At 41.5% G+C, this 24506-nt stretch carries 17 protein-coding genes; 11 read left to right on the forward strand and 6 right to left on the reverse strand.

Features of this window, described 5'->3' with window-relative positions; genetic code table 11:
* The first annotated feature begins 204 nt into the window (after positions 1-204).
* From NSMS1_RS08750 to NSMS1_RS08770, 5 genes are all read left to right on the forward strand, one after another.
* The gene (locus NSMS1_RS08750; protein WP_224092573.1) at positions 205-690 is read left to right on the forward strand and encodes a hypothetical protein; all 486 of its coding nucleotides are present in this window, start codon (positions 205-207) and stop codon (positions 688-690) included.
* A gap of 291 nt (positions 691-981) precedes the next feature.
* Positions 982-2136: an NAD-dependent epimerase/dehydratase family protein gene (locus NSMS1_RS08755; protein WP_224092575.1), complete on the forward strand. Its 1155-nt coding sequence runs from the start codon at positions 982-984 to the stop codon at positions 2134-2136.
* A 245-nt stretch (positions 2137-2381) separates the two neighbouring features.
* Entirely contained in the window at positions 2382-3518 is a 1137-nt protein-coding gene (locus NSMS1_RS08760; protein WP_224092577.1) for a glycosyltransferase family 4 protein, read from the forward strand.
* Between the two features lie 122 nt (positions 3519-3640).
* Positions 3641-6220, forward strand: a complete 2580-nt coding sequence (locus NSMS1_RS08765; protein ID WP_224092579.1) for a GAF domain-containing protein — start codon at positions 3641-3643, stop codon at positions 6218-6220.
* Between the two features lie 61 nt (positions 6221-6281).
* The gene (locus tag NSMS1_RS08770) at positions 6282-7028 is read left to right on the forward strand and encodes a creatininase family protein (RefSeq protein WP_224092580.1); all 747 of its coding nucleotides are present in this window, start codon (positions 6282-6284) and stop codon (positions 7026-7028) included.
* Positions 7029-7261: 233 nt separating this feature from the next.
* On the opposite strand, the gene NSMS1_RS08775 is transcribed toward NSMS1_RS08770, so the two are convergent.
* Positions 7262-9304: an elongation factor G gene (locus tag NSMS1_RS08775; protein ID WP_224092581.1), complete on the reverse strand. Its 2043-nt coding sequence runs from the start codon at positions 9302-9304 to the stop codon at positions 7262-7264.
* Between the two features lie 305 nt (positions 9305-9609).
* Here NSMS1_RS08775 and NSMS1_RS08780 point away from each other — a divergent pair, with 305 nt between their 5' ends.
* Positions 9610-10569, forward strand: a complete 960-nt coding sequence (locus tag NSMS1_RS08780) for a tetratricopeptide repeat protein (RefSeq protein ID WP_224092582.1) — start codon at positions 9610-9612, stop codon at positions 10567-10569.
* Between the two features lie 176 nt (positions 10570-10745).
* Here NSMS1_RS08780 and hemB read toward each other — a convergent pair whose 3' ends face one another.
* The gene (hemB, locus tag NSMS1_RS08785; RefSeq protein ID WP_224092583.1) at positions 10746-11726 is read right to left on the reverse strand and encodes a porphobilinogen synthase; all 981 of its coding nucleotides are present in this window, start codon (positions 11724-11726) and stop codon (positions 10746-10748) included.
* Positions 11727-12421: 695 nt separating this feature from the next.
* Here hemB and prfC point away from each other — a divergent pair.
* The 3 genes from prfC to NSMS1_RS08800 all read left to right on the forward strand — a co-directional run bounded on the left by prfC (position 12422) and on the right by NSMS1_RS08800 (position 17739).
* Positions 12422-14050, forward strand: a complete 1629-nt coding sequence (prfC, locus tag NSMS1_RS08790; RefSeq protein ID WP_224092584.1) for a peptide chain release factor 3 — start codon at positions 12422-12424, stop codon at positions 14048-14050.
* Positions 14051-14212: 162 nt separating this feature from the next.
* Positions 14213-16396, forward strand: coding sequence for a M48 family metalloprotease (locus NSMS1_RS08795; protein WP_224092585.1), 2184 nt, complete (start codon positions 14213-14215; stop codon positions 16394-16396).
* Between the two features lie 842 nt (positions 16397-17238).
* The gene (locus NSMS1_RS08800; protein WP_224092587.1) at positions 17239-17739 is read left to right on the forward strand and encodes an RNA recognition motif domain-containing protein; all 501 of its coding nucleotides are present in this window, start codon (positions 17239-17241) and stop codon (positions 17737-17739) included.
* A gap of 542 nt (positions 17740-18281) precedes the next feature.
* Here the strand turns inward: NSMS1_RS08800 and NSMS1_RS08805 are convergent.
* Positions 18282-20537: a RelA/SpoT family protein gene (locus NSMS1_RS08805; RefSeq protein WP_224092589.1), complete on the reverse strand. Its 2256-nt coding sequence runs from the start codon at positions 20535-20537 to the stop codon at positions 18282-18284.
* Positions 20538-20822: 285 nt separating this feature from the next.
* Between NSMS1_RS08805 and patD the strand changes: the two genes are divergently transcribed.
* Complete coding sequence (gene patD, locus NSMS1_RS08810) at positions 20823-21167, forward strand: heterocyst frequency control protein PatD (protein ID WP_224092590.1); 345 nt, start codon at positions 20823-20825, stop codon at positions 21165-21167.
* Positions 21168-21217: 50 nt separating this feature from the next.
* Here the strand turns inward: patD and NSMS1_RS08815 are convergent, their stop codons facing one another.
* Positions 21218-21829 (reverse strand): TetR/AcrR family transcriptional regulator, encoded by a 612-nt coding sequence (locus NSMS1_RS08815; RefSeq protein ID WP_224092591.1) that lies wholly within the window; start codon positions 21827-21829, stop codon positions 21218-21220.
* Between the two features lie 160 nt (positions 21830-21989).
* Here NSMS1_RS08815 and NSMS1_RS08820 point away from each other — a divergent pair, with 160 nt between their 5' ends.
* Positions 21990-23579 (forward strand): DHA2 family efflux MFS transporter permease subunit, encoded by a 1590-nt coding sequence (locus tag NSMS1_RS08820; protein WP_224092592.1) that lies wholly within the window; start codon positions 21990-21992, stop codon positions 23577-23579.
* Between the two features lie 197 nt (positions 23580-23776).
* Here NSMS1_RS08820 and NSMS1_RS08825 read toward each other — a convergent pair whose 3' ends face one another.
* Positions 23777-24160 (reverse strand): aspartyl protease, encoded by a 384-nt coding sequence (locus NSMS1_RS08825; RefSeq protein ID WP_224092593.1) that lies wholly within the window; start codon positions 24158-24160, stop codon positions 23777-23779.
* Positions 24151-24471 (reverse strand): hypothetical protein, encoded by a 321-nt coding sequence (locus NSMS1_RS08830; RefSeq protein WP_224092594.1) that lies wholly within the window; start codon positions 24469-24471, stop codon positions 24151-24153. The genes NSMS1_RS08825 and NSMS1_RS08830 overlap by 10 nt, the downstream gene beginning before the upstream one ends.
* Between the last annotated feature and the right edge of the window lie 35 nt (positions 24472-24506).

The following is a 24506-nucleotide window of genomic DNA, read 5'->3' on the forward strand; positions in this document are numbered from 1 at the left end:
AATAACGTCGAAGTCTTATGTTATCTATAAAACTAAACCTAAATAAGTTTTGTATAAAATCAAATGGCTAATATATTGCCTGCAATGGTTTATATGTATATCTTTTTGGTTTCAGAAATGAGAGAAATAACAATAAATATTGTAGTAATAAAACATAGAATAACTGTATTTATTTATACTTTTTCGAGAAAAGCTCTAAAAGGAATGTTTAATGGCAAAGCATTTTGTCTTTTAGCGTTTTCCTTAACATTGTGGGCTTGTAGTACGCCCATCTTAGATATCACCAGTATTCGTTGGAAAACTTATAGCAATTCACGCTACGGCTTTGAGTTCCCCTATCCCAGCAACTGGAATCCCTTAAATGCGCCTACAAATGATGATGGAATTGCTTTTGTCTCACCCAAAAATAGCGACGTAGAAATTCGCGGCTGGGCAAGTAATCAGTTATCGAAACCCATTAATGGAGATGGAGAGAGCGAAACATCAGGTAGCTATAACTTTCAAACTACTCAAGGCTTAAGGGGATGGCTGTTAGTAGAAACAGGGAACACTGTTAGTTCTATGAAGTTGACATTGAATCAGAATCAGGTAGAGTACCACTGGCAAGGCAAAAGCCCAAGTCAAGATTTTGCTAACTACCATCCTTTGTTCTATTACATTGCCCAGCAGTATAGGGTGACGGGGAGATGAGGGACATAATATTCTTTAGTAACTAAAACTCATATAAGTGAGTCGGTGAGAAAAAACAAAACTAAGTTAAGAAAGGTAAACAAAGCTATAACCCTCTTCCCTTCTGCCTCCTGCCTTGCCATAGCGATAATTTTTAACACTGAGCTACTTATCTTTCTTCTCCTACTCCCCCTACTTCCCTTACTCCCTCATCTTCCCCCACTCCCCATTCGAGTACATCCACCAGAATGATGAGTGAGCGGGTACAGAAAACTGGTAGATTTAGCTAACAACGAGTATCAACTGGTGAAAATGAAAGTCCTAGTTATTGGTGGTGATGGGTATTGCGGTTGGGCAACCGCACTTTATCTTTCCAGTCGTGGTTATGAAGTTGGAATATTAGATAGTTTGGTGCGTCGGCACTGGGATAATGAACTGGGTATCGAAACTCTGACTCCGATCGCACCAATTCAGCAACGTCTCCAGCGCTGGCAGGATTTAACTGGCAAATCTATAGACCTGTTTGTTGGTGATATTACCAACTATGAATTTCTCCAGAAAGCGTTGCACAAATTTGAACCAAATGCCATTGTTCATTTTGGTGAACAACGTTCAGCGCCATTTTCGATGATTGATCGTGAACACGCAGTTCTGACCCAAGTCAATAATGTTGTGGGTACATTGAACTTGCTGTATGCCATGAAGGAAGATTTCCCCGACTGTCACCTAGTAAAGTTGGGAACGATGGGGGAATACGGCACACCTAATATTGATATTGAAGAAGGCTACATCACCATTGAACACAATGGGCGCAAGGATACTCTACCTTATCCTAAGCAGCCCGGTTCGATGTATCACTTGAGTAAAGTTCATGACAGCCATAACATCCATTTTGCTTGCCGGATTTGGGGATTACGGGCAACAGATTTAAACCAAGGTGTGGTTTACGGCGTTCTCACCGAAGAAACGGGGATGGACGAACTGTTGATTAACCGCCTAGATTACGATGGTGTGTTTGGTACAGCGTTGAATCGTTTCTGTATTCAAGCGGCGATTGGTCATCCCTTGACTGTTTACGGTAAAGGTGGGCAAACACGGGGATTCTTGGATATTCGGGATACTGTGCGGTGTATTGAATTAGCGATCGCCAATCCTGCAAATGCAGGCGAGTTCCGCGTATTTAACCAATTTACCGAACTATTTAGCGTTGGCGACTTGGCATTAATGGTGAAAAAAGCCGGGAATGCTTTGGGGTTGAATGTAGAAATCAACAACCTAGCTAATCCCAGAATCGAGAAAGAAGAACATTACTTCAACGCTAAAAATACTAAATTGCTTGATTTAGGTCTACAGCCTCACTATCTATCTGATTCTCTGCTTGATTCTTTGCTAAACTTTGCTGTTAAGTATCAACAACGAGTTGATCAAAAGCAAATTTTACCCAAAGTCTCTTGGCATAGAAGTTAATGAATGTACGGGTTTAAAAGTAGAGGGGTGTAACGGTGTAAGGGTAGAATTTACTTTTATTCTTACTTCCATACACCCTATACTTTTTTTCAGGCATTCGCTTAGAGCAAAAGCAAATAATAAAGCAATCAAACCTTAATTCTGACCTTACAGAATTGATTACGCCACGCAAGACAGTTTACTCTGTTGTAGATCCCAAAATTCAACAGCATTTGGGATTACCTGCTGGGATTGAATAATTTTGTATGAAAATTGCCCTATTTACCGAAACTTTTTTACCTAAAGTTGACGGCATTGTGACACGCCTGCGCCACACCGTTGACCATCTACAACGTTTGGGAAATCAAGTGTTAGTGGTTGCCCCTGATGGGGGAATTACGGAACATAAAGGAGCGAAAGTTTACGGGGTTAGTGGCTTTCCCTTACCCTTGTATCCAGAGTTAAAAATGGCGCTTCCTCGTCCATCTATTGGTTACGCCTTAGAAGATTTTCGACCAGATATTATTCATGTTGTCAATCCGGCAGTTTTGGGTTTGTCAGGTATTTTTTACAGCAAAGTCCAGAAAATTCCCCTAGTAGCTTCTTACCATACCCATTTACCCCAATATCTCCAGCATTACGGCTTGGGGATGCTTGAGGGGTTGTTGTGGGAACTGTTAAAAGGGGCGCATAACCAAGCAGCTTTAAATCTTTGTACTTCTACGGCGATGGTGGAAGAACTATCAGCGCATGGTATCGAACGAGTAGATTTGTGGCAAAGAGGCGTTGATACAGAATTATTTCAGCCTGAATTAGCAAGTGTAGAGATGCGATCGCGCCTCACAAAAAATCATCCTGAAAGCCCCCTATTATTGTATGTAGGTCGCCTTTCCGCAGAAAAAGAAATTGAGCGGATCAAACCCATATTAGAAGCAATTCCCCAAGCGCGATTAGCATTGGTAGGAGACGGACCCCACCGCCAAGCATTAGAAAAACATTTCGCTCTTACAAATACTAATTTTGTCGGTTATCTGATGGGAACTGAATTAGGTGCTGCTTTTGCCAGTGCTGATGCTTTCATCTTTCCATCCCGTACAGAAACACTTGGTTTAGTATTACTAGAAGCAATGGCGGCTGGCTGTCCTGTAGTAGCAGCCCGTTCTGGTGGTATCCCTGATATTGTCACAGATGGGGTAAATGGTTATCTATTTGACCCGAAAGCCGACATTCAAGATGCCATTAACGCTACTATCCGCCTTTTGGAAAACCAACAAGAACGTGATAACATCCGGCAAAACGCTCGTAGAGAAGCAGAAAAGTGGGGATGGGCAGCTGCTACACGCCAGTTACAGGACTATTATCAAAAGGTAATATTTGCGGAAAAGTTGACAAAAGTTAGTTAATTGTTGACTGTTGACCGTTGACTGGGAGAGTGGAGGAAGCAGTAGAAAATAACTAACAATTGACCAATGACCAATGACCAATGACCAATGACTAATGACCAATGACTAATGACCAATAAAACATGACTCTTCCTAACCCTGGTAGCGTTTTGGCTTCATTAACAGAATTGACTCAAGTTAATCGGACTCATGGTCTATTGCGTCGGGTTAAAGACCTTTCTGTTAACGAATTTGTTTGCTTACTAGATTTTATTACTGCTGAGTTTCAACAATTTCTCAGGGCAATTGAACTCATTAATAATGAGGCTCTAGAGAATATGTTGGAGAAAGTTTTAGAAGCAATTACACTCAAAATTGGTCAAATTCTCCAAGCAGAATATACAGCTATTTTTTTGGTTGATTATGATAAAGGTCAGTTGTGGTCAAAAGTACCACAGGATAATGGAGCGAAATTTCTAGAAATTCGGACACCCATTACTGTAGGTATTCCAGGTCATGTTGCCAGCACTGGTCAATATCTAAATATTTCTGAAACTGCTACTCATCCTCTGTTTAGTCCAGAGTTAGAAAAACAAATGGGCTATAAAATTCATAATATTTTATGTATGCCTGTTGTTAGTAGTAAAAATCAGGTTGTAGCAGTGGTACAACTGGCAAATAAGGCGGGAAATATACCTTTTAATCAAGATGATGAGGAGTGTTTTCGAGACTTTGCAGCTTCTATTGGGATTATTTTAGAAACCTGTCAATCTTTTTATGTTGCAGCACGTAATCAACGGGGGGCTACAGCGCTTTTACGTGCTACACAAACACTAGGGCAAAGTTTAGATTTGGAAGCGACCTTGCAAATAGTGATGGAACAGGCACGCATTTTAATGCAGGCCGATCGCAGCACTTTGTTCTTGTATCGTAAAGAGATGGGAGAACTGTGGACTAAGGTAGCCGCCGCAGCAGATACGTCGAATTTAATGGAAATCCGTATGCCTGCTAACCGGGGTATTGTGGGTTATGTAGCATCTACGGGACAGGCACTAAATATTCCTGATGCTTATAAAGACCCACGTTTTGACCCGTCAACAGATAGAAAAACAGGTTATTTAACTCGCAATATTTTATGTTTACCAGTGTTTAATTCTGCTAATGAATTAATAGGTGTGACACAGTTAATTAATAAGCAGCAAGGAAGTTTTACTGCTTCTGATGAAGAATTTATGCGGGCTTTTAATATTCAGGCAGGAATTGCTTTAGAAAATGCTCGTTTATTTGAAAATGTCCTATTAGAAAAGCAATATCAAAAAGATATTTTGCAGAGTTTGTCTGATGCTGTAATTTCTACAGATATGGCAGGCAGAATTGTTACTATTAACGACGCAGCATTAGAATTATTAGGTTGTCCTTTAGGAGATGCTAATAATAAAGGTAATAAAATACTGTGGGAACAAAATTTAATTGGTCGCCTAGTTTGGGAGGTTGTACCAATTGATAATCTACAAATGCGCTTGGAAGATAGTTTAAAAAGTGGTGCAAAACATTATGTGCCAGAGCAAAGTTTGACGGTAGGAATTTATCAATTACTAAATGCTGAAGGTAGGGGTTTACATGAAACTCATGACCATTATATTTTGACAGTGCGCGATCGCACTAACCCAGATATTTTTCTTCCCTGGAATTTACCGCAAACTCCCCAGTCGAAGTTTCTCACCCCAGACGAGGTAAAAATCTTAGAACGTAGTATTAACCTTACCGTCAACCCCTTGACTAACCCAGAAGGCGGTGTGCGCGGTGGCTTGGTGGTTTTGGAAGATATCAGCCAAGAAAAACGCCTGAAAAGTACTATGTATCGCTACCTCACACCCCATGTAGCTGAACAAGTCATGGCTTTGGGCGAAGATGCGTTGATGGTAGGCGAACGCAAGGATGTGACTGTTTTATTTTCCGATATCCGAGGCTACACTACACTTACAGAAAGTTTAGGTGCGGCTGAGGTTGTATCACTGCTGAACCAGTATTTTGAAACAATGGTTGAAGCGGTTTTTAACTATGAAGGTACTTTAGATAAATTTATTGGTGATGCTTTAATGGCTGTCTTTGGTGCGCCGCTACCATTAACAGAAAATCATGCTTGGCAAGCGGTACAGTCAGCTTTAGATATGCGTCAACGTTTGCAGGAGTTTAATCAACGGCGCATCATTCAGGCACAACCACAAATTAAAATTGGTATTGGTATCAGTTCGGGGGAAGTAGTTTCTGGTAATATCGGTTCCCACAAACGCATGGATTACACTGTTATTGGGGATGGTGTCAATTTAAGTTCGCGTTTGGAAACTGTCACCAAAGAATATGGTTGCGACATAATTATCAGCGAATCTACTTACCAACTGTGCTGCGATCGCATTTGGGTACGTCAGTTAGATAAAATCCGTGTGAAGGGTAAAAACCAAGCTGTTAATATATACGAGTTAATCAGCGATCGCCATACTCCCCTTGATGCCAACACGCAAGACTTTCTCTTTCATTATCATACGGGTAGGACTGCTTATCTAGCTGGAAATTTTGCCCAGGCGATCGCTTATTTTGAGTTAGCTAAATATCTTCGTCCCACAGACCAAGCTGTTAATATTCATTTAGAACGCGCCTACAATTATCAAAAAACACCTCCTCCCGATGATTGGGATGGTGTGTGGGTAATTGCGGCAAAGTAGGGATAACAATTCAAAAATTAAGCAAATACACAAAATCAACTATTTTCCTAAAAAGTAAAAAATGCTACTACATTTAAGCACATGGCAGGAAGTTGAAACCTATTTGCAAACATCTACAGGAATTATTTTGCCTATTGGTTCGACTGAACAGCATGGGCCAACGGGTTTAATTGGTACTGATGCAATTTGTGCAGAAGCGATCGCGCGTGGTGTGGGTGAAGCAACTGGGGCGATCGTTGGGCCTACAATCAATGTGGGGATGGCATTACATCATACGGCTTTTCCTGGAACTATCAGTTTGCGTCCCAGCACTTTAATTCTGGTGGTGCGAGATTATGTAACTAGTCTTGCCAAAGTTGGTTTTACTAAATTCTGCTTTATTAACGGACATGGCGGTAATATTGCCACCCTAAAAGCCGCATTTTCGGAAACATACGTCTATTTAGAAGATTTGCAGATTCCTAATGCTCACAAGGTACAATGCCAAGTAGCTAACTGGTTTATGTGCAGTTCGGTATACAAGCTGGCTAAAGAATTGTATGGCGATCAAGAAGGTTCTCACGCTACCCCTAGCGAAGTCGCAGTCACCCAATATGTTTACCCAGAAGTAATCAAGCAAGCACCTCTTACACCAGAAGTAGCCAAGGGACATAGAATTTATGGTGCTACTGATTTTAGATTGCATTACCCAGATGGACGTATGGGTTCTAATCCCGCTTTAGCAACACCAGAACATGGTAAGCAATTTTATGATTTAGCGGTGAAAGAACTGAGTAATGGGTATCTAGAATTTTTGAGTGCAGAATGAGGAAATAAACAACTCATTAAGGCTTTGTTGCATGAATCGATGTGTTGCAAAGATTTTTTGAATCGGTATAAGTCTCACTTTCTTAATTTTGAATTTTTAATTGGTATGAGAACCACTATATATGAACGGTAGAGTTGTACTTATTAACATTCCCAGTTCCCAGCCAAAAAAATGGAGTGATAAATATTACCACTCCAAAGATTCTGAATAGAGGAGACATTTGTTAACTGATATTACTTGCCATTACCGTTATTACTATGACCGTTACTAGCAAGCACTTTTTCAGCAAGCTTTTCTGGGACTTCTTGCAGGTGATCATAAGCCCAATGGAAGGAACCAACGCCGAGAGTGAGCGATCGCAGCTCTACAATAAAGTTCTGCATCTCTGCTTGTGGCAAGTAAGCTGTGATATTATCCCAACCTTGCCAATCTTGTCTGCCTTCGTAGCCTAAAATCTGCCCCCGTCTACCACTCAGCAATTGCAGCACCTTAGAGGTAAATTCGCTGGGTGTGGTCACTTCTACCCGCAAAATTGGCTCTAATAAGGTGGGTTGAGCTTGGGGTATCCCTGTTTGCATTGCCAAACGGGCGGCTTGTTTGAAGGCTTGTTCGGAACTATCAACGGTGTGATAGGAACCGTTGGTTAATGTCACCGACACATCCACCACTGGGAAGCCTAAAGGCCCGTGTACTAGAAATTCCCGCACACCCGTTTCTACCCCAGGAATGTACTGTCTGGGAACTACACCGCCAACGATAGTTTCCTTAAAGTTGAAGCCTTCGCCCCGTGGTAAAGGTTTAATATCTAAGAACACATCACCGAATTGTCCATGTCCACCGCTTTGATGTTTGTAGCGTCCATGTACTGAAGTGACGGGTTTACGGATGGTTTCTTTATAAGGTACTTGTGGCAGATGGGTAGACATGGCTAGGTTATACTTGCGGCGCAGTCTATCGAGGGCGACTTGCAAATGTATTTCACCTTGTCCCCATAAGATAACCTCATGGGTATCACCATGCTGTTCCCAAGCCAGAGAAGGGTCTTCTTCTAATAATTTGGTGATAGCGCTGCTGAGTTTGACTTCATCGTTGCGCTTTTCGGGGGTGATAGCTAGGGCGTACACTGGTTCCAAATGTTCGGCTTTGGCTAATTCCGCCGGACGTTCGGTAGAGATGGTATCACCAGTTTTGATTCCTTCTAAACGGCTGAGGGCGACAATTTCACCCGCATTAGCTTCATTTAACGACTGTTGCTGTTGTCCCATGAGGCGATAAATACCACCAGCACGCACACCGTTGAGGACGATACCATCGGTGAGCTTACCTTGCCATACCCGCACTAGGGAGAGTTTACCACCTTGGGGTGTGTAAAAGGTTTTCAATACTTGGGCTATGGGTGTATTGCTGGGTTTACCTTTGAGGCGACGGGCGGCTGTGGTTTCTGGTTCGGGAGACTCTCGCAGTAAAGCTTCTAATAAAGGTCTGACACCATAATCTTGTTCAGCTACACCAAAGAAGACGGGGACTACTAAATCAGCCCCTAATTCCATTTTTAAATCTTTGAGGATTTCTTCTTGGGGTGGTTCAATATCTTCTAATAGTTCTTCCAATAAGTGGTCATCAAAATTTGCTAAAGCTTCGAGCATTTCTGCTCGTGCGGTATGTTCTTCTTCTTTAAGATGTTCTGGGAAGGGAATAGGATCAGCAGGTGCGCCAGGATGATATTGATAGGCTTGTTCACTCACCATATCGATGAAGCCGGTGAGTTGTTCCCCTAGCATGATGGGGTATTGATGCGCTACTAATGGACGGCTGGAAACTGCTTTGAGGGCGTGTAATGTTTCGAGGACATGAATATTTGCTCGATCCATTTTATTCACAAAGACAAGATGGGGAATTTCCCAGTCGTCTAGGAACTTAAATAGAGGAGCGAGGGTGAGGACTCTTTCACGTATTGGTTCACAAACTACAATTGCCGCATCAACACCCATCAAAGCATTATATGTTTCTTGAGCAAATTCAACGCTACCTGGGCAATCTATAAAGGTAAAACGGATATCATTATACTCGGCGCAAGCGGTACTAATTTCTACACTCATGTGGCGATCGCGCGATTCTGTTGCGCTATCCCCAACTGTGTTACTATCCTTAACGCTGCCTTTGCGAGTAATCGCTCCTGTAACAAATAATAAGCTTTCTAGTAATGTTGTTTTTCCACTTAAATAAGGGCCGACAATGGCAACATTCCGCGAACCTAATCTGACTTTTTCGCTCATAAAACCTCCCTTGCGGTAAGCTTCTCTACCGCATAGCCCTGTTTATTACGCTTGTCAGTTATCAGTTAACAGTTAACTGACAAAATTTCAGAGATGGATAATTTTTGCATTATCTTCTCCTTAATTTGTCATTATCCTTCCTTTAATCAATGTCAAAAAAAATTGTAGTTTCTCGTAAGATTTATTTTAAGAAAGATTAAGCGATACGAACTTTAATGCAGAATCTAAAATTTTTGTTAAAACTTAATTTTTAATGTCAGTTTATTTGAAGTAAAAAGAGCAAAATTGTTGTGAGTTGCCCACTAATGAGATTATCATTTTTTAGATATCGCTTAACAGCACTGCTGAGTTTGGTATTGCTAGGCGCAAGCTTGACACCTGTCAACGCAAATATCCCTACTATTCCAAAACTGTTGGCACAATATAGTTTACCAACAGCCACAACCTTATTAAATCAGGGATTACAAGCTATTCAAGCAGGCAGATTCCAAGATGCGATCGCAGCCTTTCAACAAGCCGCTCAATTAGATCCTACCTTAGCCCCAGCCCATTACAACCTGGGTTTAGCACTGCGGCAAACCGGACAACTACAACCAGCCGCCGACGCATTCTATCGTGCTACCCAAAGTGATCCCAACTTTGCTTTAGCCTATGCTAATTTAGGCGGTGCATTATTGGAAGGTAATAATTTACAACAAGCTAACGATTATTTACAACGCGCTTTAGAGCTAGATCCAACATTGGGTTTTGCCCATTATAACTTAGGGCTAGTCAGACAACAGCAACAAAATTGGGAAGGTGCGATCGCCTCTTTTAAAAAAGCATCACAATATAGTAAAAATGCCCCCGAACCTCATTATCATTTGGGGATATGTTATTTACAACAAGGTAAACTAAAAGAAGCTCAAAATGCTTTTAATCAAGCCGTCAAAATTAATCCTAAATATCCAGAAGCTCATTATAATTTAGGCGTTATCTCCTTTAATCAAGGCAATTCCCAAGCAGCATTAGCAGCATTTAGAAAATCAGCCGAAGCTAATCCTAATTATCCCAATGCTTATTACGGTGCAGGTTTAGCTTTTATGCAGTTAAAGCAATATAACGAAGCTACAAAAGTATTGAATTACGCTAAAAATTTATATAACACCCAAAACAATCCACAATGGGCAAAAAATGCCGAACAAATGTTACAACAAGTACAAAAATTTAATTCCCAACAACGCGGAAATAAAATTCAAAATTCAAAATTCAAAATTCAAAATTAGCTGCTGAATGTATTGTCTATATTGCGTTAATTTATCCATTGATTAATTAGAAATTAACAATCTCACGCCAAGACGCAAAAACCAAAAAAACACTTTGCGCCTACCCTTCCCTACGGGACGCTACCGCGAACGGGAACGCCTTACGGCGAATGCGTCTTGGCGTGAGAAAAATCACCCTACTGCAACCAACGTGCAGCATCTTTAGCGTGATAAGTCAAAATCAAATCTGCACCAGCACGCTTAAACCCAATCAGAGTTTCCATTACCACGCGCTGTTCATCAATCCAACCATTCAACGCCGCAGCTTTCACCATAGAATACTCACCAGAGACGTTGTAAGCAGCCACAGGTAAATTACTCGCTTCCTTTACCCGCCAGATAATGTCCATGTAAGCCAAAGCTGGTTTCACCATCAACATATCAGCGCCTTCGGCGATATCCAATTCAATTTCCTTGATGGCTTCACGGGAGTTACCTGGGTCCATTTGGTAAGTTCTGCGATCGCCAAATTGTGGTGTAGAATCAGCTGCATCTCTAAATGGGCCATAATAAGCCGAAGCATACTTAGCAGCATAGGACAAAATCGGCGTGTCTTGGAATCCCGCTTCATCCAAACCAGCACGAATTGCTTGCACAAAGCCATCCATCATCCCAGAAGGGGCTATAATATCCGCACCAGCTTTGGCTTGAGACACGGCTGTTTTCTTCAATAATTCTAGAGTGGGGTCGTTTAATACTCGTCCTGTCAAATCACCCACTTGCAAATAACCACAATGACCGTGACTGGTGTACTCACATAGACAAGTATCAGCAATCACAATCAAATCGGGAACGGCTTCTTTTACCGCAGTTGCAGCTTTCTGAACGATACCGCAATCATGCCAAGCACCAGTAGCATCTGTATCCTTATCTACGGGAATACCAAAGAGAATAATTGCGGGAATGCCTAAATCGTAAACTTCCTTAGCCTCTTCCACAATTTTATCTACCGAGAGTTGGTAGACTCCAGGCATAGATTTTACTTCATTAGCAATTCCTTCACCGGGAACAGCAAACAACGGATAGATCAAATCATTGGTAGTCAATACAGTCTCGCGTACCATGCGGCGTAATTGGGGATGAGTACGCAAACGACGAGGGCGATGTGTTGGAAACATAAATTTATGTAAAGAATAACAATGGTATGGACACAAAACAAAGCGTCACAAAAGTCTGACGAAACTCCGTTGTTGTCGGACAGACTACGAAAAGTGCTTAACTGTCCTTTGCCCTACTCTGCATGAAGTTGTGGGGCAATTTTGTATTTTACCGCGCGATCGCGGTCAATTGTTAGTGACAAAAGCAACTGAGAATTTGTCCAGCTTGGTAGGCATCCGTATTACATCACAAAAATTGAGAATTTTATAAGTTGAATTATCAAGAACAAAGACAATTGAGATTTGACCAAATCTTCAACCATCTACTTTTAAGTTCTCAACTTTTGGGATATATTTATGATAATTTTTATTAAAAAAAAGTAATAATTAAAGTATGGGTGACTAATTTCCTGATTTTCTGCAAACAAGAAATCTACCCACAACTTCAGTGCATCTAGACTGTAAATATCATTCCATAAAACCAAAGATTAAAGTGCGGTTGATTTGATGATTTAGCTTTTTCTTAAACACAATTAAAGCTTGTTAATTTCTCTGTGCCTAACGTACCTCCGTGGTTAAAAAAGTCACTTTTTACCACAGAGACACAAAAAGGAAGATGCTTTCCTAGCATGAGCATCGTTGTTTTAAGATAAAAAGACTCGCTAAAGTAGAAAAAAATTAAGTTAAGTTACGTAACGAGGAAAGCAATATAGTTTATGTCAACTGAAATTCAGACGGAACTCCACCAAGCAGTTGAGCTTCGCCGCAATTTTGCTATTATCTCTCACCCTGACGCTGGTAAAACCACGCTGACAGAAAAATTACTGTTGTACGGGGGTGCGATTCACGAAGCTGGTGCGGTGAAAGCCCGTCGCGCCCAACGTAAGGCGACTTCGGACTGGATGGCAATGGAACAACAACGGGGTATTTCCATTACATCTACAGTATTACAGTTTGAGTACGAAAATTGCCAGATTAATTTACTCGATACACCCGGACACCAAGATTTTAGTGAAGACACTTATCGCACCTTGGCGGCGGCTGATAATGCCGTAATGTTGATTGATGCGGCTAAGGGTTTGGAACCGCAAACCCGTAAGTTATTTGAGGTATGTAAATTAAAGGGTTTACCGATTTTTACATTTGTAAATAAACTCGACCGTCCAGGGCGGGAACCGTTGGAATTATTGGACGAGATTGAAAAAGAATTAGGGTTACAGACCTACGCTGTAAATTGGCCGATTGGCATGGGCGATCGCTTTAAAGGAGTATTTGATCGTCACAAGCAACAAATCCACCTATTTGAACGTAGCGCCCACGGTAGCAAGGAAGCCCGTGATACAACTGTAGAATTAGGCGACCCTAGAATTGAAGAACTATTAGAACAGGATTTATACTACCAACTGAAAAACGACCTGGAACTTTTAGAAGGTGTCGGCCCGGAACTAGACTTAGATTTAGTGCATCAAGGAAAAATGACACCTGTTTTCTTTGGTAGTGCTATGACGAACTTTGGGGTTGAGTTATTCCTGAAGTACTTTCTAGAGTATGCCTTAAAACCAGGAGTCCACGTTAGTAGTATTGGTGAAGTAGAGCCTACCTATCCAGAGTTTTCTGGTTTTGTCTTTAAACTGCAAGCCAACATGGACCCTAAACACCGCGATCGCGTTGCTTTTATCCGGGTCTGCACTGGTAAGTTTGAAAAAGATATGACAGTTAATCATGCCCGAACTGGTAAAGTTGTCCGCCTATCGCGTCCACAAAAACTCTTTGCCCAAGAACGGGAATCGATTGATGTAGCTTATCCAGGTGATGTAATTGGTTTGAACAATCCAGGTGTTTTTGCGATCGGCGATACAATTTACACGGGTCAAAAGCTGGAATATGAAGGGATTCCGTATTTTTCGCCAGAATTATTTGCGACATTACGCAACCCCAACCCCTCCAAATTTAAGCAATTTCAGAAAGGCATCTCCGAATTGCGCGAAGAGGGTGCAGTGCAAATTATGTACTCAGTTGATGAAGCCAAGCGCGACCCAATTATGGCAGCTGTGGGTCAGCTGCAATTCGAGGTGGTGCAGTTTCGCTTACAAAACGAGTATGGTGTAGAAACTATTCTGGAACTTCTACCCTACAGCGTCGCCCGTTGGGTCGAAGGTGGTTGGGAAGCTTTGAATAAAGTGGGGCGTATTTTCAACACCACCACAGTCAAAGACAGCATGAACCGCCCAGTTTTACTGTTCCGCAACGAGTGGAACTGTCAACAGTTACAGGGAGATCATCCAGAGTTAAAACTCAGCGCGATCGCCCCAGTTTTTTCTAGCCAAACCACAGTTGCAGAGTAATTCAGCAGATAGGTTAGGAAATTTTGAGAGCAAGAAGTTAGAAACAGTAATATTTTTACCTCCTGCCTCCAGCCTCCATTCGGCTAGAAATCACTGGCATTTAAGATCCGCACTGTTGCATCACCATAGATCAATTAGCAGAGATGGAGTGCCAGAATTTCTATGCCTTCACATACTGAATCGGCTTTAGAGGCTGGTTTAGCTGCCCTCAAGCAGGGAAATTATCAATCAGCGATCGCTCAACTAGAACCTATAGCCACAAATCAGAGTAACGGCAATGCCAGCCTACAAGCAAAGGTAGGTTTAGTCATGGCTTATGCACGCTGTGGCGAACTCAAAAAAGCGATCGCCTTGTGTCAGACGCTGACAGAAAGCCAAAACCCCAAAGTGAAAGACTGGGCCAATGTAGCGTTGACACATTTAACCAAAAAGCGAAAACCCAGTCAAAAATCACAAAACAATCATCAGCCAGCCGCCGATAATTCTCAAGCAGCAACTAGCCAGTTAGGTTACTCGTCAACTGTAACATCTGTAGGCTTGCAAAATAGATATGTAGGCAACAATGGATTATTAAATTCCAGTTACACCCAACCTAAAGAATTTGGCATTTATTGGCGACAAGCAAAACGCGCCAAAGTTTGGCAACCATTAAAAAAGCCTAACCTCTTACCCTTGCGGTTGCTGGCAGCAGGCACATTCATGGCTTTGTTTTGGGTGCTGCGAGGAATCATTAACTTCGTCATGGCAAGCATTAACATCACTTTAGTTAATTTGCCATACTTAGAACCAATTCAACTTTTATATCGAGATCCTACTCAACTAATCTTGGCATTATTGTTCATTGCGATCGCCATATCACCTTGGTTATTAGATTGGTTACTCGCTTATTTTTATAATCAGCAAGAGTTATCAAAAGATATTTTATCTAACTACAGCCGGGAAACGCCCCGTGTCTTGCATCGTTACTGCCAACAAAAACATTGGCCATCACCCCAATTACGGATTTTGCCTATAGCTGCACCCATAGCCTTTACATATGGTAATTTACCTCGCAACGCCAGAATTGTAGTTAGTCAAGGGTTATTAGAACAGCTTGCAGATGATGAAATTGCTACTATCTACTCTACCCAACTAGGACAGATTACTAACAGAGATTTTGTCCTCATGTCCTTGGTAATGCTAATCACGCTGCCAATTTACCAGCTTTATCGACAAATTGCGGCATGGGCAGACAAATTTGCCAAAGGTGTATTTCATTGGCCGTTTACCGTTGCTTCTAGTTTGGTTTATCTGCTCTGGTGTGTGCTTACTGGTACAGCTATACTATACTCACGTTTTAGACCTTACCATAGCGATCGCCTAGCTGCTGAAGTTACTGGTAATCCCAATGCTTTGATACGTGCATTGCTGAAAATTAACATCGGTATTGCGGCTGATATTAACAAAGAAGAACAGACTAGTAGTTTATTAGAAAGCTTAAATATCTTATTGCCAGTAAGTTATCAACAAAGCATTTCTTTAGGAAGTATTGCCGGACATCTCAACTTTGAATCGATGTTGATGTGGGATAGCGTTAATCCCTACCGCCGATGGTTGACAATAAATAATACTCATCCTTTAATTGGCGATCGCATCCGTAAACTTTGCCTCATCGCCCAACATTGGCATATAGATCCAGAAGTCCACATAACCAGTCAACAATCACTCAGCGAAAAGACACTACAAGTAACTCAGCAATCATTCTTATTACAAATCGCACCTTTTTTAAGCATTCCTGTAGGTTGTGTTTTTGCTGGATTGATTTGGGTAGGTTGGCAAACGGCCTTTACATTGAGGTTTATCAACTTGAAGTGGATTTACGAAGATTTGTCATTCGTCACAGGCTGCTTACTCATATGCTTCAGCATTGGTGTAATCATCAGGATGAACGCCTTCTTTCCCGATATCAAACCCAGTAGCGTCCAAACCGACCATCAACTGCCCTACCTGTTAACAAATCCTTCCAGCCTGCCCATAGATAGTATTCCCGTGCAGTTTGTCGGCAGGTTAATAGGTCGTCCAGGACTGAGTAACTTTCTATCCCAAGACTTAATTCTCCAATCCAGCACAGGCTTAGTCAAACTACACCATGTTTCCTGGTTAGGACAACCTATCAATCCCCAAGATTTAGTGGGTAGGCAAATTATTGTTACAGGTTGGTTCCGCCGAGGTGCAACACCCTGGATTGACATCCAAAGCATCCAAACCCAAAGCGGCAAAACCATTCATAGCCCTCATCCTATCTGGTCTACCGTTTTAGCCGTCGCCGCCCAAGCTTGGGGAGCCTATATTTTCCTCGTTGGGTAGGAGATAGGAGATGAGGGAGAGTAAAGATGCAGGGGGGCAGGGGAAAAAATCTTCTCCCTAGCCTCTTCTGCTTTTTGACTGTGGACTATGGACTAATGACTATGGACTAATGACAAAAATGTAAAGAAAGGTTGCGATTTAATTTACAAAATGTTAAATTTTAAAAATAAATAATAAGCAGTCAAAGTAAGGCAGCTAACAACCTTAGTTAAATTTATCTGGCTGCTTGCGCCAATTTATTTATGTTATATCCTCCCAACACAGCAGCAAATCGACCAGCCACAGGCTGGTTTTTGTTTCTTTATCAAATACAGACAATATCTACTCGGTGTGAGCAAATTAACAAAAGCTTCTTGCCAAAGAAAGAAAATTTATATTGCAACGTAGATTGAAAGCAATTGGAATATAAACATATTATTTTTCTTTCCTTATCCTCTGTTACCTCTCCCCTATCCCCTAATCTCAGTCATTTATGCTACGATTTCCTAATGCTATTGCTAAAAAAGTGTATGATGAACTAGCTACGTAGAAAATACCGTGATAATGTAAGGAGTGGTATTTAACTCTGCGGGCAAGGGCAGAAAAAATTTTACTGTAGTTTTAAGCAGTAAAATAATAAATTTACAACTTTTAGAATTAAGGTGGTAGTAGTTGGGCGTTGGTACGCTCTATGATTAAACAAGCTTGATCCCAACAAAAACTGTATTGTATAAGTTGACAGTTTGGAGTTAAAAAATTGGTTTACGGCAGTCTTGGTCAATAGTACATAAAAGTCAAAGCCAAGCAATGATTTATTGCCTTGCCATGTTCACCATGTTCATCCAACTCTGGAGGTATAGTTCATGTCCGTTCGCCTATACATAGGCAATTTGCCAAAAGAAGAAATAGATCGTCAAGAATTGCAAGCTGTTTTTGCCGCAGAGGGCGATGCTGTGACGACTAAACTCATCAAAGACCGCAAAACTGGTAAATGCCGTGGTTTTGGGTTTTTGACAGTCAATAATGATGAACAAGCTGACCAAATTATTGAAAAATATAATGGTCAAATGTTCAAAGAAACACCTATTAAGTTAGAAAAAGCCTTACCTCGCACAAAAGGCGATGAAGGCGAAGAGCAAGCGGCCCCTAAACCGGCAAGTGCCTCTAGTGGTCATCCTGCTCCTAACACTAACAAAGAAGGCAGCCGTCGTGATAAAGGTTCTAAGAAGTCTCGGCGCGGCGGTGGCCATCGTGAAACTACGACGACTACAACTAATGATTCAGATGCTATTCGTCCCGATCCACGTTGGGCTTCTGAGTTAGAAAAGCTCAAGCAAATACTAGCAGCCCAAGCTACAAATTAAGTGAGCAGCAGGAAAAATTAAAAATTAAAAGTTATAACCTTTTGATTTTTAATTTTTAATTGCTAATTGATCACTATTAACTACCCTAATGGTTAACTATGACCATTTTTGTGAGTGCAATGACCTATGCACCATCGTAGTCTATTGATACTTTTGGGAAAATATTGGGTTAATCTATCTAGTTTAAGTTCACTAGGTATTACCAATAATTTCTGTTAAAAGCTGCGAATACCTACGTCGGGGCATGGCTTATTGCACTTGTTCAAATAATTGTTTTATCTTCCAGAGTCAGAAGCATCAGGGTGAAGGCAAGGTAAAATGCCTCGTCGACTCGAATCAATTTTATTTACTTACCTATAGCCACAATAGATAACAGTAAAAGTTAAATAATTAATCTACCCCTAGAGTTTCATCAGGCATTGATTAAGCTTTAGGGGATTTTATTGGGGTTGGTCAATAGTCATTAGTCATTAGTCCATAGTCCATAGTCCATAGTCCATAGTCCATAGTCAAAAGACTGTTGACTGTTGACTATTGACCTCTTACTCATCAATTTGACCGACACGGCGGATATTGAGGATGTCGCTCATTTTTTTGATTTGGATGAAGACTTGCTCTAATTGTGGGCGATCGCGTATATCTATACCCAAGTCCATTAAGGCTGGTTGGTTAACGGCTGTTTTCACTTGGGCATAACGGACATTAATACCTTGGTCGCTGAGTCGGGATAAAATGTCTTTTAATACTCCCACACGGTCTAGAGCTTCAATTTGGATGTTCACGGGGTAAGTTTGCGGACGACCTCTATTTTCTGCGGCTGGGTTCCAACTGACTGGGACTAAGCGATCGCATTCCACAGTTTCCAAATTATTACATCCTTGGCGATGAATGGAAATTCCCCTACCTCGTGTGACTACCCCAATAATTGGTTCACCAGGGAGGGGTGTACAACAACCAGCCAGATGATACACTAACCCTTCTACGCCTACGATTGGTGAATCTGTAGCACGGGTGATAGGTGTAGGTGCTTTGGTTGTGGATGACTCTTTTGGTAACAGGATAGGGGTATCTACCACTGGCTGTTGGGACTTGACCACTTCCCGCCAGCGATTTAACACTAGGTTTAAGGTGATTTCGCCATAACCTAAGCCTGCAAGTAAATCTTCACAACTGTGATAGTTACACTTTTCGGAAACAGTCTGCATTGCTTCTGATTTCAGTAGACTATCTAAACCAGTTTTACCTAATTCTTTCTCTAATAATTCTCGACCACGCGCCACATTTTCTTCCCGGCGCGATCGCTTATACCATTGTTTGATACGATACTTCGCTGCTGAAGTTCTGACGAAGTTGAGCCAATCTAGGCTAGGATGACTGTTCTTTTGAGTGAGAATTTCTACAATATCGCCATTCTGTAGTCTAGTTGATAAGGGAACCATCCGTCCATTTACTCGCGCTCCTGAGCAGTGGTTGCCGACTTCTGTGTGAATATGATAGGCAAAATCTATAGTAGTAGCACCAGGGCTTAAAGGTATTACATCCCCTTTGGGCGTGAATACATAAACATCATCTTCAAATAAGTTATCTTTAACGCTATCTAAATATTCTTGCGCGTCTTTTAGGTCACTTTGCCATTCTAATAATTGACGTAACCAAGTAAACTTCTCATCGGATGTGGTTAACTGAGTATTAGAACCGCCTGTTTCCTTATACTTCCAATGGGCGGCAATCCCGTATTCAGCAATTCTGTGCATTTCTATTGTGCGAATTTGCACTTCCAATGGACGACCAGTTAAACCGATAACTCCTGTATGTAGCGACTGATAACGGTTAGGTTTGGGTAGTCCAATGTAATCTTTAAATCTACCAGGAATGGGGCGGAAAGCATCGTGTACTATTGCTAAAGCCCGGTAACATTCCTCATTTGTCTCAACAATAATCCGTAGCGCCGCTAAATCGTAAATTTCACTAAATTCTTTTTGTTGTCGCTGCATCTTTTGGTAAATACTGTAAAGATGCTTGGGACGACCACTAATATCTAAACATCGGATGCCAGCTTGCTGGAGGCGATCGCGTAAAATTGTTGTAGCTTTGACTAATTTTTCTTCCCGTGCGTCCCGTTTCTCTGATACATACTTTTGTATCTGTCGAAACGCTTCCGGTTCTAAATACTTAAATGCTAAATCTTCTAATTCCCACTTAATACGCCAAATACCCAAACGATTGGCTAAAGGTGCGAAGATATCCCTTGTTTCCTGGGCTGAACGGCGACGGCTATCTTCTGACATATATTGCAGAGTTCGCATATTATGCAAACGGTCTGCCAATTTCACCACAATTACCCGAATATCTTGCGCCATTGCCAAAAACATCCGTCGGAAGTTTTCAGCTTGACTTTCTTTTTTACTAGTGAAATTAATTTTAGAAAGCTTAGTGACACCCTCGACTAACTGCCTAACTTCCGGGCCGAAACGCTCTTCTATTTCCTCAATTGTGACATCTGTATCTTCAACTACATCATGAAGAAATCCAGCTGCTATCATAGCAGGACTGCCCCCTAAATCGCGTATTAGCCCAGCTACAGCGATGGGGTGACTAATATATAGTTCTCCAGATTTGCGATACTGCCCGTTATGTAGTTGGTAAGCAAAATCAAATGCCCGACAGATTAAAGTGTTATCACTAGATATTCGGTCATCTTCTGCTTTGCTGCCGTAAGTTGATGAATCCCGCAAACATTTCTTCAGCCATTCTGGAAGGCTAAGATCGGTTGGGGAACTAATAGCGATGCTGCTCATACAATAGAAGAGGTGATCGGTGGATAGTTGAGAATGGATGCAATTAACAGCATCTTGCGATGGAGATGCTGTTACCCTGATCAGGGCAGTATTAACTGTGTGACGTACCCTATGAGACTATAGTAGTGGTCTATTTAGGGTTTAAAAAAAAGTAAGTTTGAAAAAATGTATATTGCAAACACAGCCCCAGTACAATACTTGAGGCTGGTGATGCTGATAATAGCCCGTAATGGTTTATTGTATAAATAAATTTCTTGACATTAATACTATCGTAAATAGCAATAGATGTCTTTAAATCTTGAAAAATATCAGAGTCTAGTAATATTACTAGATGAGTTACGTCAGGGGATCATCACACAAATTGATATTGTAGAAGTGCGTCAGCGCCTAACTGCGTTAAAGCAATTGTTTGGTCAGGAAATTGCACCTGTAGCTGAGGACGATTGGCGTATCCAGTCTTATAAAACGGAAATTAGCAAACAATTACGTCTTTTAGAGGTAGATGTCATGTTTCTGCAAGGGGCGCGACAACCCACAACGGCACAAACAAGACTCAATGTAATTAGCGATCGCCTTAATACTTTAATTCAATACTGCGATGCGATACTGCAACAAAATACACAGGAATAGGCAGTTGACAGTTGTTATTCTCCTCTCCTCCCTCATCCCTCTCATCTCCCTCATCTCCCCACTCCCCACTCCCCACTCCCCACTCCCTTCATTAAAACTTGCATCGTCCGACGCATATAGGTTTCTAATGGTTCTGTTGTCGGTTGAAAAATCAGAGCGTAATAGAGAGAGCCGCTTAAGAGGTTGATAATTAAATCAATGTCGGCATCTGGTTTAATTTCTTGTCTGGACTTAGCCCGTTTTAGTATTGTAGCAAAGGCTTCGCGTCTGGGTTTAGTGTATTTTGCCCAGTAGAGTTGAGCAAATTGGGGGTTGTTGGATGCAGTGCTGATGATGAGGGCGAGTGTTTGTCTGCCTAAGTGACTAAATATTTTTTGGGACATATCATCAAGGAGAATATCCATATCCCCCCAAAAACTACCAGTGTCGGGTATTTGGATATCTTCTCTAAGGCTTTCAATGGCATCGGCTACTAATTCTTCTTTGGAATTGTAGCGTCTATAAATGGTTGTTTTACCCACGCCAGCACGAGAAGCGATCGCTTCTATGCTCATGCTTTGATACCCTACTTCGGCGAGTAAATCTAGGGTAGCTTGCAAAATTGCTTGGTCTGCTTGGGTGCTTCTGGGTCGTCCTGAAGGATTTTGGATCTGCTTGTTCATGAATCTATCATGCCTTAGCAGGATTCTAATTTTTTCTGCCAATTTATCCTTGACTGCTTAAATACGATACGCTACTGTAGCGTATATATATTTAACTTTTCTTTATATCTGTAAACCCAAGGTTAATTGCCAAGGCTACAGTAATCATCTGGTAGAAAAAATGGCTAGTATTTCCAAAGCATCTACTGTTAACGCATCGGGCTATGTCCAGGGGCCTTTAAAATGGGCGATCGCCTTTTCGGCTTCCTTGGGGGCAATTTTGGAGGTGATAGATACCAGCATCGTCAACGTAGCGCTGACGGATATGCAGGCTAGTTTAGGGGCGACTGTGAGCGAAATTGGTTGGGTGGTAACAGGATATGCGATCGCTAACGTTGTCTTAATTCCCTTATCCGCTTGGTTAGGTGATTACTTTGGTAAAAAAAGCTACTTCATATTTTCCCTAATAGGGTTTACCATCGCCTCAGTATTGTGTGGGTTATCCTTCAATCTGCCCATGTTGGTGATTTCTCGCATTTTGCAAGGATTGTGTGGTGGTGGTTTACTAGCCAAAGCCCAAGCAATTCTTTTTGAAACATTTTCCCCAGAAGAACAAGGTTTAGCACAAGCTGTATTTGGCGTAGGTGTAATAGCAGGGCCAGCAATAGGCCCCACTTTAGGAGGTTTTTTAGTTGATGGTTTAGGCTGGCAGTGGATTTTCTTTGTCAACATTCCCTTCGGAATCTTAGCAGTAGCGATGTCTTGGATGTTTCTACCTAAAGATAAACCTAAAAATAAAGCACGCAATCATTCTGTTGACTGGTTAGGAATTGGGTTGTTGATTGTAGCTGTTGGCTGTATGCAAACCGTATTGGAGGAAGGAGAGAAAGAAGAGTGGTTTTCTTCCGGTTTCATTACGAGTTTAGCCATTGCTAGCGTCATCGGTTTGGCTTTGTTTATTTGGTGGGAGTTGAAAACAGCGTATCCTGCTGTTGATTTAAGAGTTTTACGCCACCGTTCCTTAGCGGCTGGAAGCTTTTTATCAGCCCTTGTAGGTATGGGTTTGTATGGCGCATTATTTGTAGTGCCAATTTTTACTCAAAGTATATTGCAATTTACAGCAAGTCAGACAGGATGGTTATTAGCACCAGGGGCGTTAGCATCAGCGATTGTGATGGTGATGTTAGGCAAATTATCTACTAAAGTTGATGCCCGAATCTTAATTGCGATCGGTGCTGTGGGAACTGCGTCCGTCATGTTTGACTTATCAAAGCTGACAATAGATACCGGAACTGATGATTTATTTTGGCCTTTAATATGGCGTGGGGCGTTTACAGTTTTAATGTTTCTGCCGTTAAGTTTAGCAACTCTCGGCCCCTTGCCCAAACAAGATATTTCTGCTGGTTCAGGATTTTACAACCTCACCCGACAACTAGGCGGTAGTATTGGCATTGCTCTACTTACCACCGTACTGGATAAACGCGAAGCTTTTCACCAAGCAATTCTATCAGCGAACCTCAGCCCTTACAATGCCGAAACAAATGAACGTCTTAATATGTTACAAGGTGCATTACAAGCACAAGGTATAGATGCAGCCACAGCCGGACAACAAGCACTAGCCTTACTTCAGCAAACTGTAAATACTCAAGCGGCTGTTTTGTCGTTTGCAGATATCTTTCGTGTCGTTGGGGTGGCGTTCCTCTGTTCCTTACCCCTGTTATTATTCTTAGGCAAAGGCGGCGCAGGAGCAAAAGCACCTGTAGGACATTAAGGTAAATGAAGAAAAAGGTACTTAAAGAGCAGTAATAAGTTACACATTACTATTGTTTGGGAATACTGAGAATTAGGGTAGAGGATTGGTGCAAATTCTTAAATGAGAGATTGTTTTAGCCTTTGCCTTAAAATAGAGTATTTCCTGGGTGTAAGTGTTTTGAATACCTATACCCCCTATATAGACAGAAGTTGTAGTTAGTTTGGTTGTAAAGTTTCTAAAGTCAAGATTCCTTGAGGTTTATTAACAATAAGTTGCATAATGTCCAACCACGCAGAACCCATTAAAGTATCGGGAATATTATCTCCAACATGAACAGGAATAGCAAACTCAGTAGCATCAATGATGACTCTGCCTTCATACAAATTGAACTGTCCTTCACCGCGTGCAGTTGTCATAGAAATTTGGGCAGCAATTCTTAACCACTCCAAGGCTTCTAAGTCTTGGGTGTTAATGGCTAACCATCCAGCCGTAAAGCCAGTATCAAACAAAGCTTCGACAGAAAACATATCTCCATTAGCAGCAACCAATTGGATCTCAAACCATAACTCACCATTATCTCCAAAATAACCTACACCCATAATCTGCCACAAGTTCCAGTATCATTTAGTCGAAAGATAGTTAGCTTCATATGGGTATCGCTATAAGAATGACGAATTTTTTGGCTTAGTCCTATTAAAGTTTGATCAATTAAATAATTTTCACTGTCAGGGTCAATAGCAATAAACCAGTTATAATGCTTCTCTATTAACTGCTCTCTTAGGCGATCGAAAATAACACGACATCGTATGGCAAGAGTATTACTCTGTTCTTGACGACGGTTAAGTTCTTCTGGGGTGATAGCAGATGCTGGTAGGATACGGCTACGGCGAGGTTGGGAAACTTGAGTCATATTAAAGATAAGTGCTTGTGTACCTTGATTATGGC

The sequence above is a fragment of the Nostoc sp. MS1 genome (assembly GCF_019976755.1).
Classification (GTDB): Bacteria; Cyanobacteriota; Cyanobacteriia; order Cyanobacteriales; family Nostocaceae; genus Trichormus.